Here is a 24,146-nt window from a genome sequence, read left to right as displayed (position 1 = left end):
GCCTTAGTGCGATGGGCGGCAGCGGTCAGTCGAGGAAGAGATCGGGCACCAGGCTGCCGCCGTTCGGGTCGAAGCGGTACTGCTCGAAGTCGCTCTGGCCCTGTTCGCGGAGGATGTCCTCGTCGATCAGCAGGCGGCCGCTGATGGCGCGCTCGCTGCTGGAGAGGATGGCGTAGGCGGCGTCGGCCATGATCGCCGGCGTGCGGGCGCGTTTGAAGGCGTCGCGGCTGCCCAGTTCGAACTCGATGGCGGCAGTGGCGATCATGGTCTTCGGCCACAGGGCGTTGACGCTGATGCCGTACTTCTTGAACTCCTCGTGCATCCCCAGGGTGAGCATGCTCATGCCGTATTTGGTGACGGTGTAGGGGCCGTGCTGGGCGAACCACTTGCCGGCCAGGTTGATCGGCGGAGACAGGCTGAGGATGTGGCCCTTGCTCTGCTTCAGGTAGGGCAGCGCGGCCTGGCTGCAGACCATCACGGCACGGGTGTTGATCTGGTACATCAGGTCGAAGCGCTTGGGCTCCAGGCGCTCCACGCCGACCAGCTTGATGGCGCCGGCGTTGTTGATCACCGCGTCGATCCCGCCGAAGTGCTCGGCGGCCTTGGCCATGGCGTCGCGCACGGCGTTCTCGTCGCGCACGTCCAGTTGCAGGGCCAGCGCCTTGCCACCGGCGGCCTCGACTTCTTCGGCGACGCTGAAGATGGTGCCTTCGAGTTTTGGATGGGGCTCGGCACTCTTGGCGGCGATGACGATGTTGGCGCCGTCGCGGGCGGCGCGCAGGGCGATCTCGCGGCCGATGCCACGGCTGGCGCCGGTGATGAAGAGGGTTTTGCCGTTGAGGGACATGGTTGGGGCTCCGTGTTCTTGTTGTCTTTGTCGGACGGAATCGCGGATGAATCCGCTCCTACGAAATGTGCTTTCTGATGTCTGGTGCGCTCGGGCCTGCCCTCACCCTAACCCTCTCCCGGAGGGAGAGGGGACTGTCTGCTGCAAGGATGAATGGCGTGCCTCCCTTTTGCTCCGAACGGCTCCCGCTCCCTCAGGAGCGGGGCGCGCAGCCAGGGCTGGGGTGAGGGAAGCCAAGCTGTCAGGCGGACTCCAGCGCTTCGACCTCCACCAGCAACTGCCGGGATTTCACCTGCTCACCCTTGATCACCTGCACGCGGCGGATCACGCCGTCGACGCCGGCCTTGAGCGGGTGCTCCATCTTCATCGCTTCCAGCACCAGCAGCAGCTGGCCCTTGCTGACCCGCGCGCCCTCGGCCACCAGCACGTCGACGATGGCGCCATCCATCGGCGCCTTTACCGTGCCGGAGCCTGCGCCAGCAGAGGCGCCGGCTGGCTCATGGGTGACGTCCTGCAGTTCCAGGTTGCCGTCCGCGCCATACAGCCACAGGCGTGCGCCATCTCGGTGGAAGGGCAGGCGGCGGCGAACGCCGTCGGCTTCGAGGATGGCGTCGCCGTTTTCTTCGCCGAGCAGGTGCAGGTGGATCTCGCTGTCACCGATGCGCGCCAGCAGCGTCGGCCGGGGGCCGTGTTCGAGGACTTGCAGTTCGACGGCGAATTTCTCCTCGCCATGCTTGAGGACGAAACGCCACGGCGCGCTGCCGGCGCTGCGCCAGCCGGAAAGGCCGGGCTGGTGCGCGCGGTCGCTGGCCGAGGCCTGGTAGAGCAGGGCGGCGGCACAGGCCAGTTCCAGCGCCTGCGGCTGGCACGGGGCCAGGCTCGGGTCGCCGGCGAACTGCTCACCGATGAACGCGGTGGTGGCCTTGCCGGCGGCGAATTCCGGGTGCTTGAGCAGGTTGGCGAGGAAGCGCTGGTTGCCGGTTACGCCCAGCAGCACGCAGTCCTCGACGGCGCGTATCAGCTTGCGCCGCGCCTCGTCGCGGGTGGCGCCATAGGCGATGACCTTGGCCAGCATCGGGTCGTAGAACGGCGTCACCGGCTGGCCTTCGCGCAGGCCGTGGTCGATGCGGATGCCGTCCAGCTGTGGCGGTGTCCAGCGCAGTACCTGGCCGGTCTGCGGGAGGAAGCCGCCACCTGCATCCTCGGCGTACAGGCGCACTTCGATGGCGTGGCCCCTGAGCTGGACCTGCTCCTGGGTCAGCGGCAGCGGATGGCCTTCGGCGACGCGGATCTGCCAGGCCACCAGGTCCTGGCCGGTGACCAGCTCGGTGACCGGGTGCTCCACCTGCAGGCGGGTGTTCATTTCCAGGAAGTAGAAGGCGCCGCTGGCGTCCAACAGGAATTCCACGGTGCCGGCGCCCAGGTAGTTCACCGACGCGGCGGCCTTCACCGCAGCGTCGCCCATGGCCGCGCGCAGCTCCTCGCTGAGTACGGGGCAGGGCGCTTCCTCGATGACTTTCTGGTGGCGGCGCTGTACCGAGCAGTCGCGCTCGCCGAGGTAAACGATGTTGCCGTGACTGTCGCCGAACACCTGGATTTCCACGTGGCGCGGCTGCACCACGGCTTTCTCCAGGATCAGCTCGCCGCTGCCGAAGGCGTTCTGCGCTTCCGAGCGCGCGGTGCGCAGCTGTTCGGCGAGGTCTTCGCTGCGCGTCACCAGGCGCATGCCGCGCCCACCGCCGCCAGCGCTGGCCTTGATCATCAGTGGGTAGCCGATGCGCTGCGCTTCGCGGGTGAGGGTGGCGTCGTCCTGCTCCGCGCCTTCGTAACCGGGGATGCAGGGCACGCCGGCTTCGAGCATGGCGATCTTCGAGAGGCGCTTGCTGCCCATCAGGTGGATGGCTTCCACGCCAGGGCCGATGAAGACGATGCCAGCGGCCTCGCAGGCGCGGGCGAAGTCGGCGTTCTCCGAGAGGAAGCCGTAGCCGGGGTGGACGGCGCTGGCGCCGGTACGCTTGGCCGCTTCGAGAATCGCATCCGGCTTCAGGTAGGACTGCCCCACGGGTGCCGGGCCGACGCACACGGCTTCGTCGGCCAGTTGCACATGGCGCGCGTTGGCATCGGCCTCGCTGTACACGGCCACGGTGCGGTAGCCCAGGTCATGGGCGGTGCGGATCACCCGGCAGGCGATCTCGCCACGGTTGGCGATGAGGATTTTGTCGAAACTGGGCATGACGGTTTCCTCGGGGCTACTGCGCCCAGTTCGGTTTGCGTTTCTGCACGAAGGCCAGGGTGCCTTCGGCGCCTTCCGCGCCGGTCACCGCAGCGGCGAACTGGCGGGCAGCGTCGTCCAGCAGCGGGCCGAGGGCTTCGCTCTCGGTGGCGAGCAGCAGCGCTTTGGTGGCGGCGTTGGCACCGGGGGCGCAGCGGCGAACGTGGTCGATCGTCTGGGCGAGCTGTTCGCCGAGGTTATCGGCGCTGTCCGCGCAGGCATGCACCAGGCCCAGCCGCAGCGCCTCGCGGCCGTCGAAACGGGCGGCGGTGAGGGCCAGGCGGCGCGCCTGGGTCAGGCCGATGCGCTTCACCACAAAGGGCGCGATCTGCGCCGGCAGGATGCCGAGGCTGGTTTCCGGCAGGCCGAACTGCGCGTCCACTGCCGCCAGGGCGATGTCCGAGACGCAGGCAAGGCCGAAGCCGCCGCCAAGCACTGCGCCTTCCAGCACGGCGACCAGCACCTGGGGTTGCGCCTGGGCTTCTTCCAGCAGACCGCCGAAGGCGCGGTTCAGCGCGGCGTAGGCATCCGGACCGGCGGCGCGGGCGCCGGCCATGTCCTTGATGTCGCCGCCGGCGCAGAAGTGCCCGCCGGCGCCGCGCAGGACGATGGCGCGCACGGCGCGGTCGTCGCGCACGGCGGCCAGCACCGCAAGCAGTTCGCCGACCATTGCCAGGCTCATGGCGTTGCGGCTGTCCGGGCGGTTCAGGGTGACGTGCAGCACGCCGCCGTCACGTTCCAGCAGCAGGGTTTCGCAGTTCGGCAGGGTCATGGCATCAGCCCTTCTTCTTGCCCGGCAGGGTGCCCATCATCTTGCAGATGATGCCCAGCATGATTTCGTCGGCGCCGCCGCCGATGGAAACCAGGCGGGTGTCGCGGTAGGCGCGCGAGACCGGGTTTTCCCACATGAATCCCTGGCCGCCCCAGTACTGCAGGCAGGCGTCGGTGACTTCGCGGGCCAGGCGGCCGACCTTGAGCTTGGCCATGGAGGCCAGGCGGGTCACGTCCTTGCCGCGGATGTACTGCTCGGTGGCCTGGTAGGTGAGGGCGCGCAGGCACTCGATCTCGGTCATCAGCTCGGCCATGCGGAAGTGGATGACCTGGTTGTCGATCAGCGACTGGCCAAAGGTCTTGCGCTCCTTGCAGTACTCGATGGTGGCGTTGACGCAGTATTCCAGCCCCTTGATCCCGCTGGCGGCGCCGAACAGGCGTTCTTCCTGGAACTGCAGCATCTGCATCATGAAGCCCGCGCCCTCGGCGCCGATGCGGTTGCGCTGGGGGACGCGCACGTCGTCGAAGAACACCTGGGCGGTCTCCGAGCTGCGCATGCCGAGCTTGTCCAGGTGCGGGCTGACACTGATGCCCTTGGACTTCATCGGCACCATGATCAGTGACTTGTTGACGTGGGGCTTGTCGTCGGAGGTGTTGGCCAGTAGGCAGATGAAGTCGGCGGACGGTGAGTTGGTGATCCACATCTTGCTGCCGTTGATGACGTAGTCGTCGCCATCCTTGCGCGCGGTGGTCTTCAGGCCCGCCACGTCGGAGCCGGCGCCGACTTCCGAGACGCCGATGCAACCGACCATCTCGCCGGCGATCGCCGGGCGCAGGAACTCCTCGCGCAGCTCGTCGGAGCCGAAGCGCGCCAGCGCCGGGGTGCACATGTCGGTCTGCACGCCCAGGGCCATCGGCACGCCGCCGCAATGGATGGTGCCGAACTCTTCGGCGGCGACCACCGAGTAGCTGTAGTCCAGGCCCATGCCGCCGAATTTCTCCGGCTTGGAGATACCCAGCAGGCCCAGATCGCCGGCCTTCTTGAAGACTTCATGGATCGGGAAGCGCCCGGCTTTTTCCCACTCGTCGACGTAGGGGTTGATCTCGCGCTCGACGAAGTTGCGGACGGTGCGGCGGAGTTCTTCGTGTTCCTGGGTGAAGATCATCGTTGTTGTTCTCCTTGAGCCTGAGTTGTTCCCTTGCCCTCTCCCCAACCCTCTCCCTGAAGGGAGAGAGGGCTGTTCGGAGCGGGCTGGAAGTTCGCTTTACGCCGGGTCGCTTTGGCTCCCTCTCCCTTCAGGGAGAGGGCGGGGGGAGAGGGGCTCGGCCCGCACTCCCGACCTCCAATCAGAACCTCGCTACCCCAAAACTATTACCCTTGAGCGGCCGCACGGCCGCCTCCGCGCAGATGTCCAGCAGGTAACCGAGCAGCGCGCGGGTGTCGCGCGGGTCGATCAGCCCGTCGTCCCACAGGCTCGCCGTGCCGTAGAGCGCGGTGGACTGGGCGTCGAGCTTCTGCGCGGTCATCTGTTCGAGCATGTCGAGCATCTTCGGGTCGGGCTCCTTGCCCTCCTTGGCGTGTTTTTCCTCGGTGACGATGCGCAGCACCTTGCCGGCCTGGGCGCCGCCCATCACGGCGGTGCGGCTGTTGGGCCAGGCGAAGATGAAGCGCGGGTCCAGCCCGCGGCCGCACATGGCGTAGTTGCCGGCGCCGTAGGAGCCGCCGACGACCAGAGTGAGCTTGGGCACCGTGGCGTTGGCTACGGCCTGGATCATCTTCGAGCCGTGCTTGATCACGCCCAGGCGTTCGGACTCGGTGCCGACCATGAAGCCGGTGGTGTTGTGCAGGAACAGGATCGGCGTGTTGCTCTGCTCGCACAGCTGGATGAACTGCGCCGCCTTGGCCGCGCCCTGCGGGGTGATCGGGCCGTTGTTGCCGATCAGACCACAGGCGTGACCTTCGATGTGCAGGTGGCCGCAGACGGTCTGGCTGTCGAACTCGTTCTTGAAGTCGAGGAAACGCGAACCATCGGCGATGCGCGCGACGATCTCGCGCACGTCATAGGGCTTCTTGGCGTCCGCCGGGACCACGCCGAGCAGCTCCTCGGCCGGGTGCAGCGGGGCATCCCACTGTTGCTTCGGGCGCGCCGGCAGCTGCGCATTCCACGGCAGCGAAGCGAGGATCTCGCGGGCCAGGCGCACGCCGTCGGCGTCGTTCTCCGCCAGGTACTCGGCGGTGCCGGCGACCTGGGCGTGCAGTTCGGCGCCGCCGAGGTCTTCATCGGTGGCGATTTCACCGGTGGCGGCCTTGAGCAGCGGTGGGCCGGCGAGGAACATCTTGGCCTTGCCGCGCACCACCACCACGTAGTCCGACAGCCCCGGCTGGTAGGCACCGCCGGCGGTGGACGAGCCGTGCACCACGGTGACCTGCGGAATGCCCATCGCCGACATGCGCGCCTGGTTGGCGAAGCCGCGCGCGCCCTCGACGAAGATGTCCGCCGCGTAGTTCAGGTTGGCGCCGCCGCTCTCGGTCAGCGCCACCACTGGCAGCTTGTTCTCGAAGGCGATCTGCTGCAGGCGCAGGGTCTTCTTCAGCCCGGTGGGGGAGATGGTGCCGCCCTTGATCGCGCTGTTGCTGGCGGTGACCAGGCAGCGAACCCCGGCGATGTAGCCGATGCCGGAGATGATGCCGCCGCCGGCCTGGGTGCCGTCCTTGTCGTCATGCAGCTTGTAGCCGGCCAGCGAGGAAATCTCGAGGAACGGCGCGCCAGCGTCCAGCAGCAGGTTCAGGCGTTCGCGCGGCAGCAGCTGGCCACGCTTGTCGAACTTGGGCTTGGCCTCGGCGGCCTTGTCCAGCACCTTCTGCTCGACCTCGCGGAAGCTCGCCACGGCGGCCAGCATGGCCTCGCGGTTGCGGGCGAATTCTTCGCCCTGGGGATCGACTTCGGATTGGATGACGGGCATCGCTTACTCCTGATCCTTGAGGACGTCCGGCAGGTAGGCACGGTGGAAGCCATTGTAGGAACGGCTCTGCCCCGGCTTGCCCTTCACCAGCGGGAAGGCGCGGCTGCCCTGGCTGGCGGCGCCGTCGATACGGATGGTGTTGCCGCTGATGAAGGCGGCGCCGGGGGAGAGCAGGAAGACGATGGCGGCGGAGACTTCCGACTCGGTGCCGATGCGCTTGAGCGGCACATGCTCGCGCAGGGTCGGGATCACTGCCTTGAATGCGCCTTCGTAGGTGTCCATGCCGCTGGAAGCGACCCAGCCGGGCGCCACGGCGTTGACCCGCACCCCGGCATGGCCCCACTCGATGGCAGCGGTCTTGGTGAAGTTCTCCATGCCGGCGCGGGCGGCGCCGGAGTGGCCCATGCCGGGCATGCCGCCCCACATGTCGGCGAGCATGTTGACGATGCTGCCGCCAGTCTTGCTCAGGCTCTGGTTGAACACTTCGCGGGCCATCAGGAAGCCGCCCACCAGGTTGGTGCGCACCACCGCCTCGAAGCCCTTCAGGTTGATCGAGGCCAGCGGTGCGGGGTACTGGCCGCCGGCGTTGTTGACCAGGTGATGGATCGGCCCGCGCTCGGTGATGACCTGCGCCACCAGCGCCTTCACCGCGTCTTCGTCGCGGATGTCGCAGCTGTGCCAGCTGGCGCTGCCGCCGTCCTCGATGATTTCGCCGGCGGTCTTCTCCAGTTTTTCCGCCTTGCGCCCGACCAGCACCACGTGGGCGCCGAGGGCCGCCAGCTCGTGGGCGGTGCAGCGGCCGATGCCGCTGCCGCCGCCGGTGACGATGATGGTCTGGCCGTCGAACAGGCCGGCTTTGAAGATCGAGTCGTAGCTCATTGTGGTTCTGACTCCGAGGTATCCCGTAGGGCGAATGAAGCGGCACGCTTCATCCGCCGTTTGTGAATGGCGGATAACGCCGGTGGCGTCATGCGCCCTACGTTCATTTCATCAGCGTGCGTTCAGTTCGTCGGCGATGTGTTGCGGCACCGCCACCGGGAATTCCAGCAACTGCTGGGCGAAGGCCTTGCCCTGCGGGTCGATGCGCAGGCTGGCGACGCCGCCGCCGCCCAGGGCGTTTTCCAGCAGAAAGTTCAGGCTATGGCTGCCCGGCAGGTGCCAGCGGCTGACGCGACCCAGCTGCGGGTCGAGCACGTGCTGCATCCATTCGGCCACGGCGCCTTCGCTCAGCGCCTCGGCGATCCACGGCAGGTATTCGGCCTTGCGGGCCATGACGCCGATGTTGCTGTGGTTGCCCTTGTCACCGGAGCGCGCCACGGCCAGCTTCACCAGCGGCACGCTGGCCTGGGCCGGGCCCTTGGCGGCCGGTACCGGAACATCGTCGGCCAGCGCGGCCGGGTCGAAGGCGTCAAGGGCGGGCAGGGCGGCGCCGTGGCGCTCACCGTCGATGTCCACGGCCAGCTCGCAGCGGTCCTTGTCGATCAGGAAGGAGAACAGGCGGATCACCGGGTACACGGTCGGGCGACCGCCGACGATGCCGGTCAGGCCCGGCGCCATGCCGGTGGCGGCCTGGGCGATCTCGCGGGAGAACAGCACCAGCGCTTCCTTGCGGCTGTGGCGCACGGCGAGCTTCACCACGATCTCGCGGTTGTCGCTGCGGCGCCCGTGCGGGCCGTAGGTGGCTTCGCTGCCGAGCAACTCCACGCTGACCTCACGGTACGGCCCCCAGCCGCGTTCCATGAGGATTTCCTCGGTCTTGGCGATGATCGCCTGGCTGACCCGCTCAGCCTTCTTCACCGCGTCGATGCCGGCGATCAGACAGCTGGCGGTGCAGCGGAAACCGTCCGGATAGGTGGCGCTGACCTTGTATTGCCCGGTCGGCGGCAGGCCGCGCGCGCCGCTGACGGCCACGCGGTTGTCGCCCACCTGGGTGAGTTCGACCTGGGTGAAATCGCAGACCACATCAGGGAGCAGGTAGGCGCGCGGGTCGCCGATCTCGTAGAGCATCTGCTCGCCCACCGACAGCGGCGTCACCAGCCCGCCGGTGCCCTGCGGCTTGGTCACCACGAAGTCGCCGCTGGCCTGCACTTCGACGAGCGGGAAGCCGATGTGCTCGTAGTCCGGCACGCTTTCCCAGTCAGTGAAGTTGCCACCGGTGCACTGCGCGCCGCACTCGATGATGTGCCCGGCCAGCGCGGCCTGGGCCAGTTTGTCGTAGTCGTTCCAGGCCCAGCCGAATTCGTGTACCAGGGCGGCGCTGACCACTGCGCTGTCCACCACGCGGCCGGTGATGACGATATCGGCGCCGGCCTTCAGCGCTTCGACGATGCCGGGGGCGCCGAGGTAGGCGTTGACCGAGACGCACATCGGCGGCATAGGTGCGCCCGAGAACATCTCGCGGATGCCGGCCTTGGCCAGTTCGCCCAGGCGCGGCTGCAGGTTGTCGCCGTGTACCACGGCGATCTTCAGCGCCACGCCAGCCTTCTCGCAGGCGGCGGCGAGGGCGCTGGCGCAGGCCGAGGGGTTCACCCCGCCAGCGTTGCTGATCACGCGCACCTGTTTCGCCGCGATGTCACCCAGCAGGGGTGTCATCACTTCGACGAAGTCGGTGGCATAGCCTGCCTCGGGATTTTTCAGGCGGGCGCCGGCCATGATCGACATGGTGATCTCGGCGAGGTAGTCGAATACCAGGTAATCCATGTCCGCGCCGCGCACCAGTTGGGCAGCGGCAGTGGAGGTGTCGCCCCAGAAGGCGGAGGCGCAGCCGATACGTACGGTTCTAGTCATTGTTCTGCCCGTGACGCTGAGTGATGGATCGACATTACCAAGCAAGCGCTTGGTTGAAAAGCCCCGAAAGTGCTACAACCCCAACCAATGGATGGCCAAGCGCTTGCTTGGTTGGGCTCCGGGGGCTTACATTTCGTCAGACAACACAAGCACTTGCAGGGCGTTTCGATGAATCGCTCTGAGCAGATCGGCCGATGGGCCTCATGGGGAGAGAACAGCGTGGATGACCGCAAAGCCCGCGAAGTCATGCTGGAGCTGGTCAAGACCGGGCAGATCACCGACCCGGAGAGCGCCCGCGGCAAGCTGTTGCACACGGCCGCGCACCTGTTCCGCAGCAAGGGCTACGAACGCACCACGGTGCGCGACCTGGCCGGCGCCGTGGGCATCCAGTCCGGCAGCATCTTCCATCACTTCAAGAGCAAGGACGAAATCCTCCGCTCGGTGATGGAGGAAACCATCCTCTACAACACCGCCCTGATGCGTGCCGCCCTGGCCGACGCCACGACCCTGCGCGAACGCCTGCTGGCGCTGATCCGCTGCGAGCTGCAGTCGATCACCGGCGGCACCGGCGAGGCGATGGCGGTGCTGGTCTATGAATGGCGCTCGCTATCGGAAGAGGGCCAGGCCTACATCCTCAGCCTGCGCGACATCTACGAGCAGATGTGGCTTGAGGTGCTGGAAGAGGCGCGCCTAGCCGGTTTCAGCCAGGGCGATCCGTTCATCCTGCGGCGCTTCCTGACCGGGGCGCTGTCCTGGTCCATCACCTGGTTCCGCCCCGAAGGCAGCCTGACCCTCGACGAGCTGGCCGAGCAGGCGTTGCTGCTGGTGATGCGCGAGTGAGTTCTGCGTTGGGCGAAATCGATCGCGGACGGAGTCCGCTCCTACGCATGTGTCAGGTTCGGTAGGAGCGGACTTCGTCCGCGATTGCCTACCGGCGGCGCCGATTCGATCAGATGATCCGCAACGGATAGCTGAACAGCAGCAGATGCAGGCAGTTCACCGCCGCATGGAGCAGCACCGGCACCGCCAGGCGGCCGCTGAAGTGGAAGGCCAGGCCGTAGCCCAGGCCGGCGACGCCGGCGACCACCGCGAACAGCGGGTTGATCGGCCAGTGCACCATGCCGAACAGCACGCTGGCGGCCGCGACCCCGGCGACGGCGCCGAAGCGGCGCACCAGCTCAGTCTGCAGCAGGCCGCGGAAGAAGGCTTCCTCCGTCAGCGAGATCACGCAGACGTTGACCAGCATCCACAGCCAGAAGCCGGGCGGCCATTTCGGATTCCACACCACCAGGCCACCAGCGACGGCTACCAGCGGCACGGCGAACAGCGTGGTGACGATGACGATGGCGGCGAAGTCCGGAGAGCGCTTCTCCGTCGGTACCGGGTCGCGGCGCAGCCACCAGGCCAGCAGGGTCGCGCCCACCAGCGCCTTGTCCCAGGACAGGTGCAAGGCGTAGACGGGAGCGTCCGGGCTGAGCTGGCGCACCGGCCAGAGGGTCCAGGAGGTAGTGCCCGGCAGCAGGTGCGCGGCCAGGGCGATACTGAGCACGAGGCACACCAGCCACCAGAGCAGGCGCGGCAGGCGATGCTCGCCGTAGAGGGTCCAGGCGACGTAAACGGCGCCGATCAGCAACCCCACCGGCTGGACGAAACCCAGCGCGGATCCGCAGAGCAACAACACGATTGGCAGCAGCGGCAGGAGTTTCCTGAGCATTCTTTCCTCCAACAAGGAGGCGCAGTCTAGGCAATTTCGACTGCTGCTGGCCATGGCTATGGCCAGTTTTTGACTGAAGCGTCAGTCAGTTAGGCGATTTTCACCGCTTGTCGTCGGCTTCCTTGGCATCCATCTCGGCGTTGCGCTCGTGGATGCGCTTGAGCTGTTCCTCGGTGAGCGGGAGCTTCTTCGCGGTGTCGCGCAACATCATCAGCGCGCCGACGATGGAGCCCAGGGCTAGGGCGATGATCAACCAGGCATACCAGGGCATGGTCCCGTCTCCGACAGTGGTAGTAGAGCGTCACGATACGCTGTGATTCAGACCTTGTCAGGCGCGGGCCGGTTCCGATGGATTGCTTCGGGCAGGTCGCTATCGTCCTTGAGCCGTACGCCACTCACCCGCAGGCGCAGCGCCTGTTGCAGCAGGTGGGCGATCTTGTGCGCCGCCAGCTCATAGGGCAGACCCTGTGGGCGCACGTTGGAAATGCAGTTGCGCTCGCTGTCCATGCGCCCCACGCGCGGCTGCCAGGTGAGGTAGAGGCCGAGGCTGTCCGGCGAGCTGAGACCGGGGCGTTCGCCGATCAGCACCAGCGCGAGCTTCGCTCCCAGCGTCTCGCCGATGCCGTCGCCAATGGCCACGCGGCCCTGCTCGGCAAGCACCACTGGCGTGTGCTGCCAATCGGTGGCGAAGCGCTCGCGCAGGGCGCTCAGCAGCGGCAGCGCGTGTTGCTGGACAGCGAAGGAGGAGAGGCCGTCGGCGATCACGATGACCAGCTCCGCGGCGAGCTTCTCGCCCTTGAGCTGCCACTGGCTGTCCGGGTGCAGGGCGCGGCCCAGGTCCGGGCGCAGCAGGTAGGTCTGGCGGTCCGGCGCCTCGCTGCGCGCGCGCAGGACGCGAAAGCCCTCGTGGGCCAGCGCCTGCTGCAGTGCCTCGAAGTCCAGCGGATGGTGCACCGCATCGCGGGCCTGGGCGTGGGCCAGGCCGAACTTCAGCACCTCGCGGGTCGGCAGGCTGGAGCCGACGCGGCCCAGCGCGATGCGCGCGCAAGTGTGCGCACGCAGCTCGTCCCAGGGGTCGTTCTGGATCAGGTCCATGTTTCCAGCTCCTCAGAAGGCCCGCAGCAGAGCGTGGCCACGGCTGATCGGGCGCAGCTGGCCCGAGGCTTCGGTGATCGCCATCTTCGCCAGCCAGGCGTCGAATTCCGGCGCGCGCTTCAGGCCCAGGGTACTGCGCAGGTAGAGGGCGTCGTGGAAGGAGGTGCTCTGGTAATTGAGCATGATGTCGTCGGCGCCGGGGATGCCCATGATGAAGGTGATGCCCGCCGTGCCCAGCAGGGTCAGCAGGTTGTCCATGTCGTCCTGGTCGGCTTCGGCGTGGTTGGTGTAGCAGACGTCGCAACCCATGGGCACGCCCAGCAGCTTGGCGCAGAAGTGATCCTCCAGCCCGGCGCGGATGATCTGCTTGCCGTCGTAGAGATACTCCGGGCCGATGAAGCCGACCACGGTGTTGGTCAGCAACGGGCGGAACTCGCGGGCCACGGCGTAGGCGCGGGCTTCACAGGTCTGCTGGTCGACACCGTGGTGGCCGCCCGCGGAGAGGGCGCTGCCCTGACCCGTTTCGAAGTACATGACGTTGTCGCCCAGCGTGCCGCGGTTGAGTGACAACGCCGCTGCTTGGGCTTCGCGCAGCAGGGCGAGGTCGATGCCGAAGCTCTCGTTGGTCTTCTGCGTGCCGGCGATGGACTGGAACACCAGGTCGATCGGCGCGCCGGCCTCGATGGCCTGGATCTGCGAGGTGACGTGGGTGAGCACGCAGCTTTGCAGGGGAATCTCGAAGCGCTGGCGCAGTTCATCCATCATCCGCCACAACTGCATCAGCGTGGCTGGCGAATCGCTCGCCGGGTTGATGCCCACCACTGCATCGCCGGCGCCGTACAGCAGGCCATCGAGCAGGCTCGCGGCAATGCCGCGCAGGTCGTCCGTGGGGTGGTTGGGCTGCAGGCGCACCGAGAGGTGGCCGGGCAGCCCGATGGTGTTGCGAAAGCGCGTGACCACGCGGCACTTCTTCGCCACCAGGATCAGGTCCTGGTTACGCATCAGTTTGCTCACTGCGGCGGCCATCTCCGGGGTGATGCCTCTGGCGGCGGCAGTCAGCGTGGCGCTGTCGGTGCTGTCCAGCAGCAGCCAGTCGCGGAAGTCGCCGACGTTGAGATGGCGGATCGGTGCGAAAGCGGTGGTGTCGTGGCTGTCGATGATCAGCCGGGTGACTTCGTCGGCTTCGTAGGGGATCAGCGCCTCGTCGAGGAAGCGCTGGAGCGGCACGTCGGCCAGGGCGATCTTCGCCGCCATGCGCTCTTCGTAGCTGTCGGCAGCCAGGCCCGCCAGGGCATCGCCGGAGCGCGCCGGGCTGGCCTTGGCAAGCAGGGTCTTCAGGTCGGCAAAGCGGTAGGTCAGGCTACCGACGGTGGTCTGGTAGGGCATGCGAACGTCCCGGTGGCTGCGCGCCGGCCGCGAAAGCCGGCGCGCAGTGGGTGGCTGTCAGGCTCCCGTCAGCATAGCGTCCGCCGGGGCGCTGGCGCGATGGGCGGCGGTGAGCTGGAAGTAGACGAAGCCGGCTGCCATGAAGGCCAGGAATATCCCGGCGATCTGCAGGTTGAACCAGACCATCGCCACCAGGCACAGCACGGCCAGCGCCAGGGCGATGCCCGGCACCACGGGGAATCCCGGCGCGCGGAAGCTGCGTTCGAGGTCCGGTTCGCTGCGGCGCAGCTTGAACAGGCTGAGCATGCTCATGATGTACATGACGATGGCGCCGAACACGCTCATGGTGATCATCGCCGCGGTCAGGCTCATGCCCTGCAGGGCGATCAGGCCATCGCTGTAGATCGCCGCGATGCCCACCAGGCCGCCGGCGATGATCGCCCGGTGCGGCGTCTGGAAGCGCGACAGCTTGGCCAGACCGCGCGGCAGGTAGCCGGCGCGGGCCAGCGCGAAGAACTGCCGCGAGTAGCCCAGGATGATGCCGTGGAAGCTGGCGACCAGGCCGAACAGGCCGATCCACACCAGCATGTGCAGCCAGCCGGAGTTCTCGCCGACCACCATCTTCATGGCTTGCGGCAGCGGGTCGTTGATCCCCGAGAGGGCCTTCCAGTCGCCCGCGCCGCCGGCGAACAGCATCACCCCGAGGGCCAGCACCACCAGGGTCAGGATGCCGCTGACGTACGCCTTGGGAATGGTGCGTTTCGGGTCCTTGGCTTCCTCGGCGGCCATCGCCGCGCCCTCGATGGCGAGGAAGAACCAGATGGCGAAGGGGATCGCCGCAAAGATCCCGCCGATGGCCGCGCCGCCGAAGCTGTCGGAACCGGCCCAGCCATTGAGCACGAAGTTGCTGAAGCTGAAACCCGGCGCCACCACGCCCATGAACACCAGCAACTCGGCCACTGCGAGGATCGTGACGATCAGCTCGAAGGTGGCGGCGATGCTGACGCCCAGGATGTTCAGGGTCATGAAGATCAGGTACGCGCCGACAGCCGCGTGCTTCGGATCGAGGGACGGGAACTGCACGTTGAGGTAGGCGCCGATGGCCATGGCGATGGCCGGCGGGGCGAAGACGAACTCGATCAGCGTGGCGAGCCCGGCCACCAGTCCGCCTTTCTCGCCGAAGGCGCGGCGGCTGTAGGCGAAGGGTCCGCCGGCGTGGGGAATGGCGGTGGTCAGCTCGGTGAAACTGAAGATGAAGCAGGTGTACATGGTCGCCACCAGCAGGGTAGTGACCAGGAAGCCGAGGGTGCCGGCCACGCCCCAGCCGTAGCTCCAGCCGAAATACTCACCGGAAATCACCAGGCCCACGGCGATGCCCCACAGGTGCAGGGTGCCCAGGGTAGGTTTGAGTTGCGTGCTCATGCGAAGTCTCCAGGACAGAGGATGAAAGACACGACCCGTGCAGTCGTGCAGTGGTCGTGCCATTCCCCGGAGCCCGGTCGCAAACCGCCAGATCGCGTCGTTTCGTGAACATTCGCCACCTGTTCGCCTGCTTCGAAGCGGTGCGACGACGTTTCGCGCGTCCCGTTCGGGTGCGCTGCAGCGGCGCTTGTTGCAGTGAGATGACTGCGCCGTGAAGCTTCCTGGCCGCGCGACGGCTGTCACAGGATGGCAATCTGCCGCTGCTCTACTGGCGCCCATCCCAGCGACCGGAGATTCGCCAATGACCACCCGCGCCCTGCATGAGTTGTTGCGCCAGGTAGCGCCCTTGGCCCCGGAACTGAGCATCAGCGACGTGGCTGAGCGCTTCCTCGACGCGGAGCACCGTTCCTTCCTTTCGCTACCGGTGGTGGATGCCGCTGGAATGCCGCTGGGGCTGGTCAGCCGCAACGGCCTGCAGGACATCTTCATGCAGCGTTTCGGCCGCGACCTCTGGGGGCGCCGCCCCGCCAGCGACGTGATGAACGCGCAGCCGCTCAAGGTGCGCGCCGACCTGAGCCTCGAAGAGGCCTCGCAGCAGGTCACCGCGCAACTGCGCTACCCGATCACCGAGGACTTCGTGCTGATCGACGAGCAGGGCCGCTACCTCGGCCTCGGCACGGTGCTTGACCTGCTCAAGGCCATGGAGCAGCGCGTCGCCCAGCGCAATCGCGTGCTCAACAAGACCCTGCAGGACCTGCGCGAATCCCAGGCGCAACTGGTGCAGTCGGAGAAGATGGCCTCCCTCGGGCAGATGGTCGCTGGCGTCGCCCATGAGCTGAACACCCCGCTGGGCTACGTGAAGAACAACGTCGCGCTGCTGCGCGAGCTGCTGATCCCGCTGCTCGGCCTGACCGAGGCGCAAACCCTGCTCAACGAGTGCCTGGACGATACGGCCTGCGCTCCCGAGCAACTGGCCCGCGCCCGTGCCGCCTTCGAGCAGGCCCGTGACGACGCGGCGCTGGAACAGTTGGTGGGTGATCTCGACCAGCTGTTCGGCGACACCGATTTCGGCCTTGCGCAGATCGGCGAGCTGGTCGGCGGCCTGAAGGATTTCGCTCGCCTGGACCGCGCCCGCAGCGAGGAAGTCGACCTCAACGACTGCGTGCGCAGCGCGCTGCTGATCGCGCGCAACAGCATCAAGGAAAAGGCCGAGGTCGCCACCCAGCTGGGCGCGCTGCCCAAGGTCGTCTGCGCCGCCAGCCAGATCAACCAGGTGTTGCTCAACCTGCTGACCAACGCCGCCCAGGCCATGGAGAAATTCGGCCTGATCCAGGTGAAATCCTGGGCGGACGAAACCCAGGTGCACCTCTCCGTGCAGGACAACGGCAAGGGCATGAACGAGGAGGTGCGCGCGCGCATCTTCGATCCCTTCTTCACCACCAAGCCGGTGGGGCAGGGCACGGGCCTGGGCCTGTCGATCAGCTACAAGATCGTCCAGGACCACGGCGGCCGTATCCGCGTGGCGTCCGAACCCGGACGCGGCACGCGATTCCTCATCAGCCTGCCGATCCAGCAGGCCAGCGAACTGAAACGGAGCGCCTGAACATGAGCCAGCAGCCTGTCCGCATCCTCTTCGTCGACGACGAGGAACGCATCCTGCGCAGCCTCGCGATGCAGTTTCGCCGTCACTACGACGTGCGGGTGGAGACCGATCCGCACAAGGCCCTGCAGCGCCTGCGCGAAGAGCGCATCGACATCCTCGTCAGCGATCAGCGCATGCCGCAGATGACCGGCGCCGAGCTGCTGGCCCGGGCCCAGGAGATCGCTCCGGACACCCTGCGCATCCTGCTGACCGGTTATTCCGACCTCGATGCGGCGGTGGATGCGCTCAACAGCGGCGGCATCTTCCGCTACCTGACCAAGCCCTGGGACCCGCAGGAAATGGCCTTCACCCTGCGCCAGGCTGCGGAAATCGCCCAGCGCCAGGCGCCGGCCGAGCCCATCGACACCAAGGCCATCAGCCGCGTGGTCGCGCCGCTCAACGTACTGCTGCTGGATGAGGATCCCGAAACCCTGGCCTGCGTCGGCGAATTCTGCAGCGCCGGCACTCACCGGCTGCACCGCGCGCGCAACCTGGCCGAGGCCATCGTGCGGCTGAACAGCGAGCCGATCGACATTCTCGTCAGCGACCTGAAGCTTGCCGGGGAAGACACCGCACCGTTGCTCAAGTCCCTGGCCCAGGCTCACCCGCGCCTGCTGAGCATCGTTGTCACGCCGTTCCGCGACACCCAGGACCTGCTGGCGCTGATCAATCAGGCGCAGATATTCCGCTACCTGCCCAAGCCGATCCGCCGCGGGCTGTTCGAGAAGGGCCTGAAGGCCGCCGCCGAGCAGGCGCTGCTGTGGCGCGCGCAGCCCGAGCAGAAGGTCGCGCGCATCGCCGAGGTGCCGCGCGAGGAGCGCGAGCGGGAGAAGGTCGGCAGCCTGCTGGGCATGCTCGGCCGCCTGCGCGAGCGGCTGAGTGCCTGATCGCCGTCGGCGACGCAGCATTCCTGCCGGGCGGGCTACGGAAGTCGGCGCGTTTCTGCGACAATGCGCGCCGATTTTTTCGATACCCGCGAGAGAGCCCATGTCCGCCTGCCAGACCCCGATCATCGTCGCCCTGGATTTCCCCACCCGCGAAGCCGCGCTGGCGCTGGCCGACCAGCTGGACCCGAAACTGTGCCGGGTGAAGGTGGGCAAGGAGCTGTTCACCAGCTGCGCCGCCGGTATCGTCGAGACCCTGAACAGTCGCGGTTTCGAAGTCTTCCTCGACCTGAAATTCCACGACATCCCCAACACCACCGCGATGGCCGTGCGCGCCGCCGCCGAGATGGGCGTGTGGATGGTCAACGTGCATTGCTCCGGCGGCCTGCGCATGATGAGCGCCTGCCGCGAAACCCTGGATGCCTTCAATGGCCCGTCGCCGCTGCTGATCGGCGTGACCGTGCTGACCAGCATGGAGCGCGAGGACCTGGCCGGCATCGGCCTGGACGTCGAGCCCCAGGAGCAGGTGCTGCGCCTGGCTGCGTTGGCGCAGAAGGCCGGCATGGACGGCCTGGTGTGCTCCGCCCAGGAGGCGCCCGCGCTGAAGGCCGCGCACCCGGCGCTGCAACTGGTCACCCCCGGCATCCGCCCGGCCGGCAGCGCCCAGGACGACCAGCGTCGCATCCTCACCCCGCGCCAGGCGCTGGACAACGGCTCCGACTACCTGGTGATCGGCCGCCCGATCAGCCAGGCCGCCGACCCGGCCAGGGCCCTGGCCGAGATCGCTGCCAGCCTGGCCTGAAGCTTTCTTCGGACATGAAAAAGCCCGCAGTGATGCGGGCTTTTTTGTTTCGGCTTTTCGTTTCAGCCGTGGGCTTGGGCGGTTGACTGCGCCCGGCCAACCCAGCGCTCGCGCAGTACGTCATACACCCAGTTGAACACCAGCGCGTAGGGCAGGAAGAACAGCACCAGGCCGATGTCGAGGATGAATGCCTCCAGCAGGCTCACCGACAGCCACCAGGCGGCCAGCGGCACCAGCAGGATGATCAGGCCCAGTTCGAACAGCGAGGCATGCAGCACACGCACCGACAGGGTACGGCTGAAGCCCATGCGGTTCTGCGCGCGGTCGAAGGCGGCGTTGAACAGCATATTCCACACGGTGGCGATGGCCGAGAACATCAGGGTCATGGCGCCCATGTGGCCCAGCGGTTTGTCCATCAGCCAGGCCAGGGTCGGCGCGCAGATGACGACCGCCAGCAATTCGAAAAGGCCGGCGTGGAACATCCGCTCTTTCAGGGTTTTAGTGGGAGTCATGGGGTATCTCCAGGCATCAAGCTCTCAATTCACGAGAAGGCCGACTCCGTCGGTCCGGCGCCATTATCATCGGTCGACCGGCTGGATCTAAGTTGGATACCATCGGCTTAACCGATGGAAGAGGCTGCCACCATGCAATATTCCCCCGAATCCCTGCAGGCCTTCGCCGAGGCCGCCTGCCTGGGCTCGTTCAGCGCCGCCGCGCGCAAGCTGGGCAAGAGCCAGTCCACCGTCAGCGAGGCCATCGCCCGCCTGGAGATCGACCTCGGCCTGACCCTGTTCGACCGCAGCAGTCGCCAGCCGCAGCTGACCGAGGCCGGCCACGCGCTGCTCGGACGGGTGGAGGAAGTGCTGATGGCCAATGACCGTCTCGGCCAGCTCGCGCATCAGCTGGTCGGCGGACTGGAGTCGCGAGTGACCCTGGCGATGTCGGACACTTACCAGTCGGCCGAATTCGAAGCCCGGCTGGCGGAGATCGATGCGCGTTATCCGGATCTGGAGTTCGAATGGCTGATCGCCGAGGACAGCGACGTACTCGACCTGGTCGTCCAGGGGCGCGCCAGCCTTGGCTTGCTGGCGGCGCAGAAGGATTACCCGCCGGACGTCAGCTCGGCGACCCTGAGCGAGCAGGCCGAGTTCGGCCTCTTCGTCAGCCGCGACCATCCGCTGGCCGGCCATGCACAGGTAGAGCGCGAGGATCTGCTGGCCTACCGGGCGCTGCGCCTGAACACCTACCTGGATGACGCCGCACCGATGCTCGGCGGCCGCTGCTGGAGCGCGCCAAACTACCTGCTGTTGCTGGACATGGCGGTACTGGGCTTTGGCTGGATCGAATTGCCCAGCTGGATGGTAGGACGTTTCGCCAGTGGGCGTATGCAGGAGCTGAAGGTCGCTGGCTGGCCGCGCCGGGTGGCGGTGGACGTGATCTGGTCGCGGCAACGTCGGCTGGGGCCTGCCGCGAGTTGGCTGGCGGAGCGCCTGCTGGGACGCTAGGCGCTCTGGATCACAGCTCTGCATCACAGATTGCGGACTAAATGTGTCGAAGCCTTTGATGCTCTGTCCTGGATCAGTAGGATCGGAGTTTTCCGGGGAAGAGAGGGTAAGGATGCACGCCAAGCTGGAGAATTGTCTGAAGGCAGTCGATCAGGTACTGCTCGGCAAGGAAGTGCAGGTGAGACTGGCACTGACCTGCCTGCTGGCCCGCGGTCACCTGCTCATCGAAGACCTGCCCGGCATGGGCAAGACCACCTTGAGCCATGCCTTGGCGCGGGTGCTGGGGCTGAGCTTCCAGCGCATCCAGTTCACCTCCGACCTGCTGCCCGGTGACGTGCTGGGCACCTCGGTGTTCGACAAGGACAGCGGGCAGTTCGTCTTCCACGCCGGCCCGATCTTCTCCGAGCTGGTGCTGGCCGACGAGATCAACCGCGCCACGCCCAAGAGCCAGAGCGCGCTGCTCGAGGCCATGGAGGAGGGCCAGGTGACCATCGAGGGTGCGACCCGTCCGCTGCCCGAGCCGTTCTTCGTCATCGCCACGCAGAACCCGGTGACCCAGGGCGGCACCTTCGCGCTGCCCGAGTCCCAGCTTGACCGCTTCCTCATGCGCCTGTCTCTGGGTTACCCCGGTCGCGCCGCCGAGAAGGCGCTGCTGCTGGGCGAGGCGCGCCGCGACCTGCTGCCACGCCTGGAACCGATGCTCGACCCGCAGGAGCTGCAAGCGCTGCAGGGCGAGGTGCTGGAGGTGCGTGCCAGCGATGCCCTGGTGGATTACGTGCTGCGCCTGGTGGAGGCCACGCGTACCCAGCCGGCCTTCGCCCTCGGCCTGTCGCCGCGCGGTAGCCTGGCGTTGCTGGCGGCGGCCCGTGCCTGGGCGCTGCTGGCAGGGCGCGACTATGTGATTCCCGAGGATGTGCAGGTTGTGCTGCCGTCGGTGGCCGGCCACCGCCTGCGTGACCAGGCCGACCCGGCCGGCCATGGCGGCGGCGCGCTGGTGCAGTGGTTGCTGCGCGAAGTTCCGGCGCTCTGAGGGGCTTGCCATGCTCGTCAGGGTCAGACCGCTGTGGCAGAGCTGGATAGCCAGGCGCATACCACCGTCATCGTCGTTGCAGCTCAATCAGCGGCGCATCTTCATCATTCCCTCCCGGCAAGGGATGGCCTTTGGCGTCGCCCTGGCGCTGATGTTGCTCACGGCGATCAATTACCAGAACAGCCTGGCCTACGGTCTGACCTTCCTGCTGCTCTCGCTGTTCATCGTCGCCATCCTGCACACCTACCGGAACCTGGGCGGCCTGCGTCTGACGGCGCTCGGCGCGCAGCCGGTGTTCGTCGGCGAACAGGCTGCCTTCCGCGTGCGCCTGGAAGGCGAAGGGCGCGCCCGGCAGGCCATAGGCCTGGGCTGGGAGGCCGAGCGCATGCAGTTCGCCGATGTCGCGGCAGACCATGCCGAAGAAGTGCTGCTCACGATGACAGCGCAACGACGGGGCTGGCTGCGCCCCGGTCGCCTGCGCGTGGAAAGCCGTTTCCCGCTGGGGCTGCTGGTGGCCTGGAGCTGGGTGGACCTGGACCAGTCGGTGCTGGTCTACCCGCATCCGCAGCCCGGCGACCTGCCGCTCGAAGGCGGGCCGGCAGAGAATGACGAAGAGGGCGTGCGTCCCACGGGGCGTGGTGTCGATGATTTCCAGGGACTGCGGCCCTACCAGCCGGGCGACTCGCGCCGGCGCCTGCACTGGAAGGCCTACTCGCGCGGCCAGGGTCTGCTGGTAAAGGACTTCTCCGCGCTGGCCGGACGCAATGTCTGGCTGGAGTTCAACAGCCTGGGCGGGGACACCGAGGGGCGCCTTTCACGCCTGTGCTTCTGGGTTCTGCAGCTGTCGCTGCGCCAGCAGCCCTTCGGCTTGCGCTTGCCGGATGCGCAACTGGCGGTTGGCCTGGATGATGCCCATCGCGATGCCTGCCTGCGCGCCCTGGCGCTGCATGGTACGAAGCGATGAGCCGCGCGACCGCCGCTTCCGTCCAGCCGATTCCACGGGTTGCCCTGACCTGGCTGCTGGTGGCCCAGGCGGTGGTAATCATTCCGCACCTTGAACACTTGCCGCTGTGGATCGTCGCGCTGTGGTTGGGTTGTGCGGCCTGGCGTATCCAGGTATTCCGCATGCGTGCCAGCTATCCCAGCGGCATCGCCAAGCTGGCGCTGGTGGCAGCGGCGGGGCTGGGCGTTTGGTTTTCCAGCGGCTCTCTGATCGGGCTGGACGCCGGTGTGGTACTGCTGATCGCGGCCTTCGTGATCAAGCTGATGGAGCTCAAGACCCGCCGCGACGCCTGGGTGCTGATCCTGCTGGGTTTCTTCGCAGTGACCACCAGCTACCTGTTCCAGGACGACATCATCGCCGCCGCCTTCAGCCTGCTGCCGGTGTTGGCCCTGCTGGCAGCGGCCATCGGCCTGCAGCAGAGCAGCTTCGCCGCACGCCCTATGCCGACCCTGCGTCTGGCCGGCGGCCTGCTGCTGCAGGCGCTGCCCCTGATGTTGCTGTTGTTCTTGCTGTTCCCGCGCATGGGGCCGCTGTGGTCGCTGCCGCTGCCGGGCGACAAGGCCATGACCGGGCTGAGCGACAGCATGGCGCCAGGTGACATGGTGGAACTGAGCCAGTCTTCCGCGTTGGCTTTCCGCGTGAGTTTCGATGGCCAGCCGCCGCCGCGCTCGCTGCTGTACTGGCGTGCCTTGACCCTGGAACGCTTCGATGGCCTGCGCTGGAGCACCGCATTCCAGCGGGGCGATCGTCCGCCGCAATGGCAGCCGCGGGGCACTCCGTTGCAGTACCAGGTGATCATGGAGCCCAACGGCCGGCCCTGGCTGTTCGCTCTGGATGCGGGGCAGACCAGCCTGAACGATGCGCGAATGATGAGCGACTTCCACCTGGAACGGCGCCTGCCGGTGCGCCAGGGGCTGATGTACCGTGCCACCTCCTGGCCTGAAGCTCTGCTGGAGCCCGATGACGCCGCCCGCGCGCAACGGATCAACCTCAGCCTGCCGCAGGGCGGTAATCCCCAGGCTCGCGCCTGGGCGCAACAACTGCGCGAACGCTACCCGCAGCCGGCAGAGCTGGTGCAGGCGATGCTGAGGAGCTTCCGCGAGCAACCCTTCCGCTACACACTCCGGCCGCCGGATGCCGGCCCGGAGCGCATCGACGGCTTTCTGTTCGACACCCGCGCCGGCTTCTGCGAGCACTACGCCGGCGCCATGACCTTCGTCCTGCGCGCAGCTGGTATTCCGGCTCGCGTGGTCACCGGCTATCAGGGCGGCGAGGCCAGCAGCTCCGGCAATTACCTGGCGATACGTCAGTTCGACGCCCACGCATGGGTGGAGTACTGGCAGCGTGGCCGGGGCTGGACGCGGGTCGATCCGACGGGGGCCGTGGCTCCCGAACGCATCGAGCAGGGGTTGGAAGCGGCCCTGGGCCAGGAAGGCAGCTTTCTGGAGTCCGATCCGTTTTCGCCGCTGCGCTATCGCAACTTTGCGCTGCTCAATCAGCTGCGCATGGCCTGGGAAGACGCCAACTACGGCTGGCAGCGCTGGGTGCTGGGCTACCAGTCCGAGCAGCAGGGCGACATGCTCAAGCGCTGGTTCGGCGGGCTCGACCGGCAATGGATCGGCGCCCTGCTGATCGGCGGTGGCGCGCTGTTGCTGGGCCTGCTGGCGCTGGTGCTGTTCAAGCCCTGGCAGCGCACCGCCGATGTCCAGTTGCGCAGCTTCCAGCGCTTCGAGCGGATACTCGCGCCGCTGGGCATGCGCCGCGAGCCGGGAGAGGGCGCGCGGGATTTCTGTCGTCGCGCCATCAAGGTCTTGCCGGCCCACGCGCAGGCGATCCGCGACTATCTGGATGCCTTCGAGAAACAGCGTTACGGCGGTGCGGCTGCGTCTCCAGCCGAGCTCCGTGGGCACCTGGCGCGCCTGCGCCGAGAGCTGCCTTGGCGCCTGCGGCCGTCGCGCGGAAAAGGAACGTGACATTGCGCCCCTTGCCGCTGCGTCGGCCGGGGCTAACCTGATATTTCAT

Annotated in this window: 21 protein-coding genes; 8 read left to right on the top strand and 13 right to left on the bottom strand. The window is 67.3% G+C overall.

The window, feature by feature from the left end; translation table 11 throughout:
- Window positions 1–25: 25 nt before the first annotated feature.
- The 7 genes from IB275_RS20150 to IB275_RS20120 all read right to left on the bottom strand — a co-directional run bounded on the left by IB275_RS20150 (window position 26) and on the right by IB275_RS20120 (window position 9,641).
- Window positions 26–847, bottom strand: a complete 822-nt coding sequence (locus IB275_RS20150) for an SDR family oxidoreductase (protein WP_192295062.1) — start codon at window positions 845–847, stop codon at window positions 26–28.
- Between the two features lie 241 nt (window positions 848–1,088).
- Window positions 1,089–3,080 (bottom strand): geranyl-CoA carboxylase subunit apha, encoded by a 1,992-nt coding sequence (gene atuF, locus IB275_RS20145; RefSeq protein ID WP_192295061.1) that lies wholly within the window; start codon window positions 3,078–3,080, stop codon window positions 1,089–1,091.
- A gap of 16 nt (window positions 3,081–3,096) precedes the next feature.
- On the bottom strand, window positions 3,097–3,891 hold the full coding sequence (gene atuE, locus IB275_RS20140; RefSeq protein WP_192295060.1) for an isohexenylglutaconyl-CoA hydratase: 795 nt from the start codon (window positions 3,889–3,891) through the stop codon (window positions 3,097–3,099).
- A 4-nt stretch (window positions 3,892–3,895) separates the two neighbouring features.
- The gene (atuD, locus tag IB275_RS20135) at window positions 3,896–5,056 is read right to left on the bottom strand and encodes a citronellyl-CoA dehydrogenase (protein ID WP_081518676.1); all 1,161 of its coding nucleotides are present in this window, start codon (window positions 5,054–5,056) and stop codon (window positions 3,896–3,898) included.
- A 181-nt stretch (window positions 5,057–5,237) separates the two neighbouring features.
- Window positions 5,238–6,854, bottom strand: coding sequence for a geranyl-CoA carboxylase subunit beta (atuC, locus tag IB275_RS20130; protein ID WP_192295059.1), 1,617 nt, complete (start codon window positions 6,852–6,854; stop codon window positions 5,238–5,240).
- A gap of 3 nt (window positions 6,855–6,857) precedes the next feature.
- Window positions 6,858–7,733, bottom strand: coding sequence for an SDR family oxidoreductase (locus tag IB275_RS20125; RefSeq protein WP_192295058.1), 876 nt, complete (start codon window positions 7,731–7,733; stop codon window positions 6,858–6,860).
- 111 nt (window positions 7,734–7,844) lie between these two features.
- Entirely contained in the window at window positions 7,845–9,641 is a 1,797-nt protein-coding gene (locus IB275_RS20120; protein WP_192295057.1) for an acyclic terpene utilization AtuA family protein, read from the bottom strand.
- A 219-nt stretch (window positions 9,642–9,860) separates the two neighbouring features.
- Between IB275_RS20120 and IB275_RS20115 the strand changes: the two genes are divergently transcribed.
- A complete protein-coding gene (locus IB275_RS20115) occupies window positions 9,861–10,481 on the top strand; it encodes a TetR/AcrR family transcriptional regulator (RefSeq protein ID WP_179955978.1) in 621 nt (206 codons plus the stop codon).
- 109 nt (window positions 10,482–10,590) lie between these two features.
- Here IB275_RS20115 and IB275_RS20110 read toward each other — a convergent pair whose 3' ends face one another.
- From IB275_RS20110 to eat, 5 genes are all read right to left on the bottom strand, one after another.
- Window positions 10,591–11,355, bottom strand: coding sequence for a CPBP family intramembrane glutamic endopeptidase (locus IB275_RS20110; RefSeq protein ID WP_192295056.1), 765 nt, complete (start codon window positions 11,353–11,355; stop codon window positions 10,591–10,593).
- Window positions 11,356–11,455: 100 nt separating this feature from the next.
- Window positions 11,456–11,626: a DUF2897 family protein gene (locus tag IB275_RS20105; RefSeq protein WP_081518671.1), complete on the bottom strand. Its 171-nt coding sequence runs from the start codon at window positions 11,624–11,626 to the stop codon at window positions 11,456–11,458.
- A gap of 47 nt (window positions 11,627–11,673) precedes the next feature.
- Complete coding sequence (eutC, locus tag IB275_RS20100) at window positions 11,674–12,450, bottom strand: ethanolamine ammonia-lyase subunit EutC (protein WP_192295055.1); 777 nt, start codon at window positions 12,448–12,450, stop codon at window positions 11,674–11,676.
- A gap of 12 nt (window positions 12,451–12,462) precedes the next feature.
- On the bottom strand, window positions 12,463–13,836 hold the full coding sequence (locus tag IB275_RS20095) for an ethanolamine ammonia-lyase subunit EutB (protein WP_192295054.1): 1,374 nt from the start codon (window positions 13,834–13,836) through the stop codon (window positions 12,463–12,465).
- A gap of 57 nt (window positions 13,837–13,893) precedes the next feature.
- Window positions 13,894–15,258 (bottom strand): ethanolamine permease, encoded by a 1,365-nt coding sequence (gene eat, locus IB275_RS20090; RefSeq protein ID WP_192295053.1) that lies wholly within the window; start codon window positions 15,256–15,258, stop codon window positions 13,894–13,896.
- Window positions 15,259–15,559: 301 nt separating this feature from the next.
- On the opposite strand from eat, the gene IB275_RS20085 reads away from it, so the two are divergent.
- From IB275_RS20085 to pyrF, 3 genes are all read left to right on the top strand, one after another.
- Window positions 15,560–16,861 (top strand): sensor histidine kinase, encoded by a 1,302-nt coding sequence (locus tag IB275_RS20085; RefSeq protein WP_192295052.1) that lies wholly within the window; start codon window positions 15,560–15,562, stop codon window positions 16,859–16,861.
- Window positions 16,862–16,863: 2 nt separating this feature from the next.
- Window positions 16,864–17,787 carry a response regulator gene (locus IB275_RS20080; RefSeq protein WP_192295051.1) on the top strand — a complete coding sequence of 308 codons (924 nt, stop codon included), beginning with the start codon at window positions 16,864–16,866 and terminating at the stop codon, window positions 17,785–17,787.
- Window positions 17,788–17,887: 100 nt separating this feature from the next.
- Entirely contained in the window at window positions 17,888–18,586 is a 699-nt protein-coding gene (gene pyrF, locus IB275_RS20075; RefSeq protein WP_192295050.1) for an orotidine-5'-phosphate decarboxylase, read from the top strand.
- Window positions 18,587–18,648: 62 nt separating this feature from the next.
- On the opposite strand, the gene IB275_RS20070 is transcribed toward pyrF, so the two are convergent.
- Window positions 18,649–19,098 carry a multidrug/biocide efflux PACE transporter gene (locus IB275_RS20070; protein WP_192295049.1) on the bottom strand — a complete coding sequence of 150 codons (450 nt, stop codon included), beginning with the start codon at window positions 19,096–19,098 and terminating at the stop codon, window positions 18,649–18,651.
- Between the two features lie 132 nt (window positions 19,099–19,230).
- On the opposite strand from IB275_RS20070, the gene IB275_RS20065 reads away from it, so the two are divergent.
- From IB275_RS20065 to IB275_RS20050, 4 genes are all read left to right on the top strand, one after another.
- The gene (locus IB275_RS20065; protein WP_192295048.1) at window positions 19,231–20,091 is read left to right on the top strand and encodes a LysR family transcriptional regulator; all 861 of its coding nucleotides are present in this window, start codon (window positions 19,231–19,233) and stop codon (window positions 20,089–20,091) included.
- Window positions 20,092–20,203: 112 nt separating this feature from the next.
- Window positions 20,204–21,121 carry an AAA family ATPase gene (locus IB275_RS20060; RefSeq protein ID WP_192295047.1) on the top strand — a complete coding sequence of 306 codons (918 nt, stop codon included), beginning with the start codon at window positions 20,204–20,206 and terminating at the stop codon, window positions 21,119–21,121.
- 10 nt (window positions 21,122–21,131) lie between these two features.
- The gene (locus tag IB275_RS20055) at window positions 21,132–22,085 is read left to right on the top strand and encodes a DUF58 domain-containing protein (protein WP_192295046.1); all 954 of its coding nucleotides are present in this window, start codon (window positions 21,132–21,134) and stop codon (window positions 22,083–22,085) included.
- A complete protein-coding gene (locus IB275_RS20050; protein WP_192295045.1) occupies window positions 22,082–24,097 on the top strand; it encodes a transglutaminase TgpA family protein in 2,016 nt (671 codons plus the stop codon). The genes IB275_RS20055 and IB275_RS20050 overlap by 4 nt, the downstream gene beginning before the upstream one ends.
- The last annotated feature ends 49 nt before the right edge of the window (window positions 24,098–24,146 follow it).

The organism is Pseudomonas sp. PDM21, assembly GCF_014852505.2.
Taxonomy (GTDB): Bacteria; Pseudomonadota; Gammaproteobacteria; order Pseudomonadales; family Pseudomonadaceae; genus Pseudomonas.
Note: the sequence above shows the minus strand (reverse complement) of the source record. Positions and strands in the feature narration are given on the sequence as shown.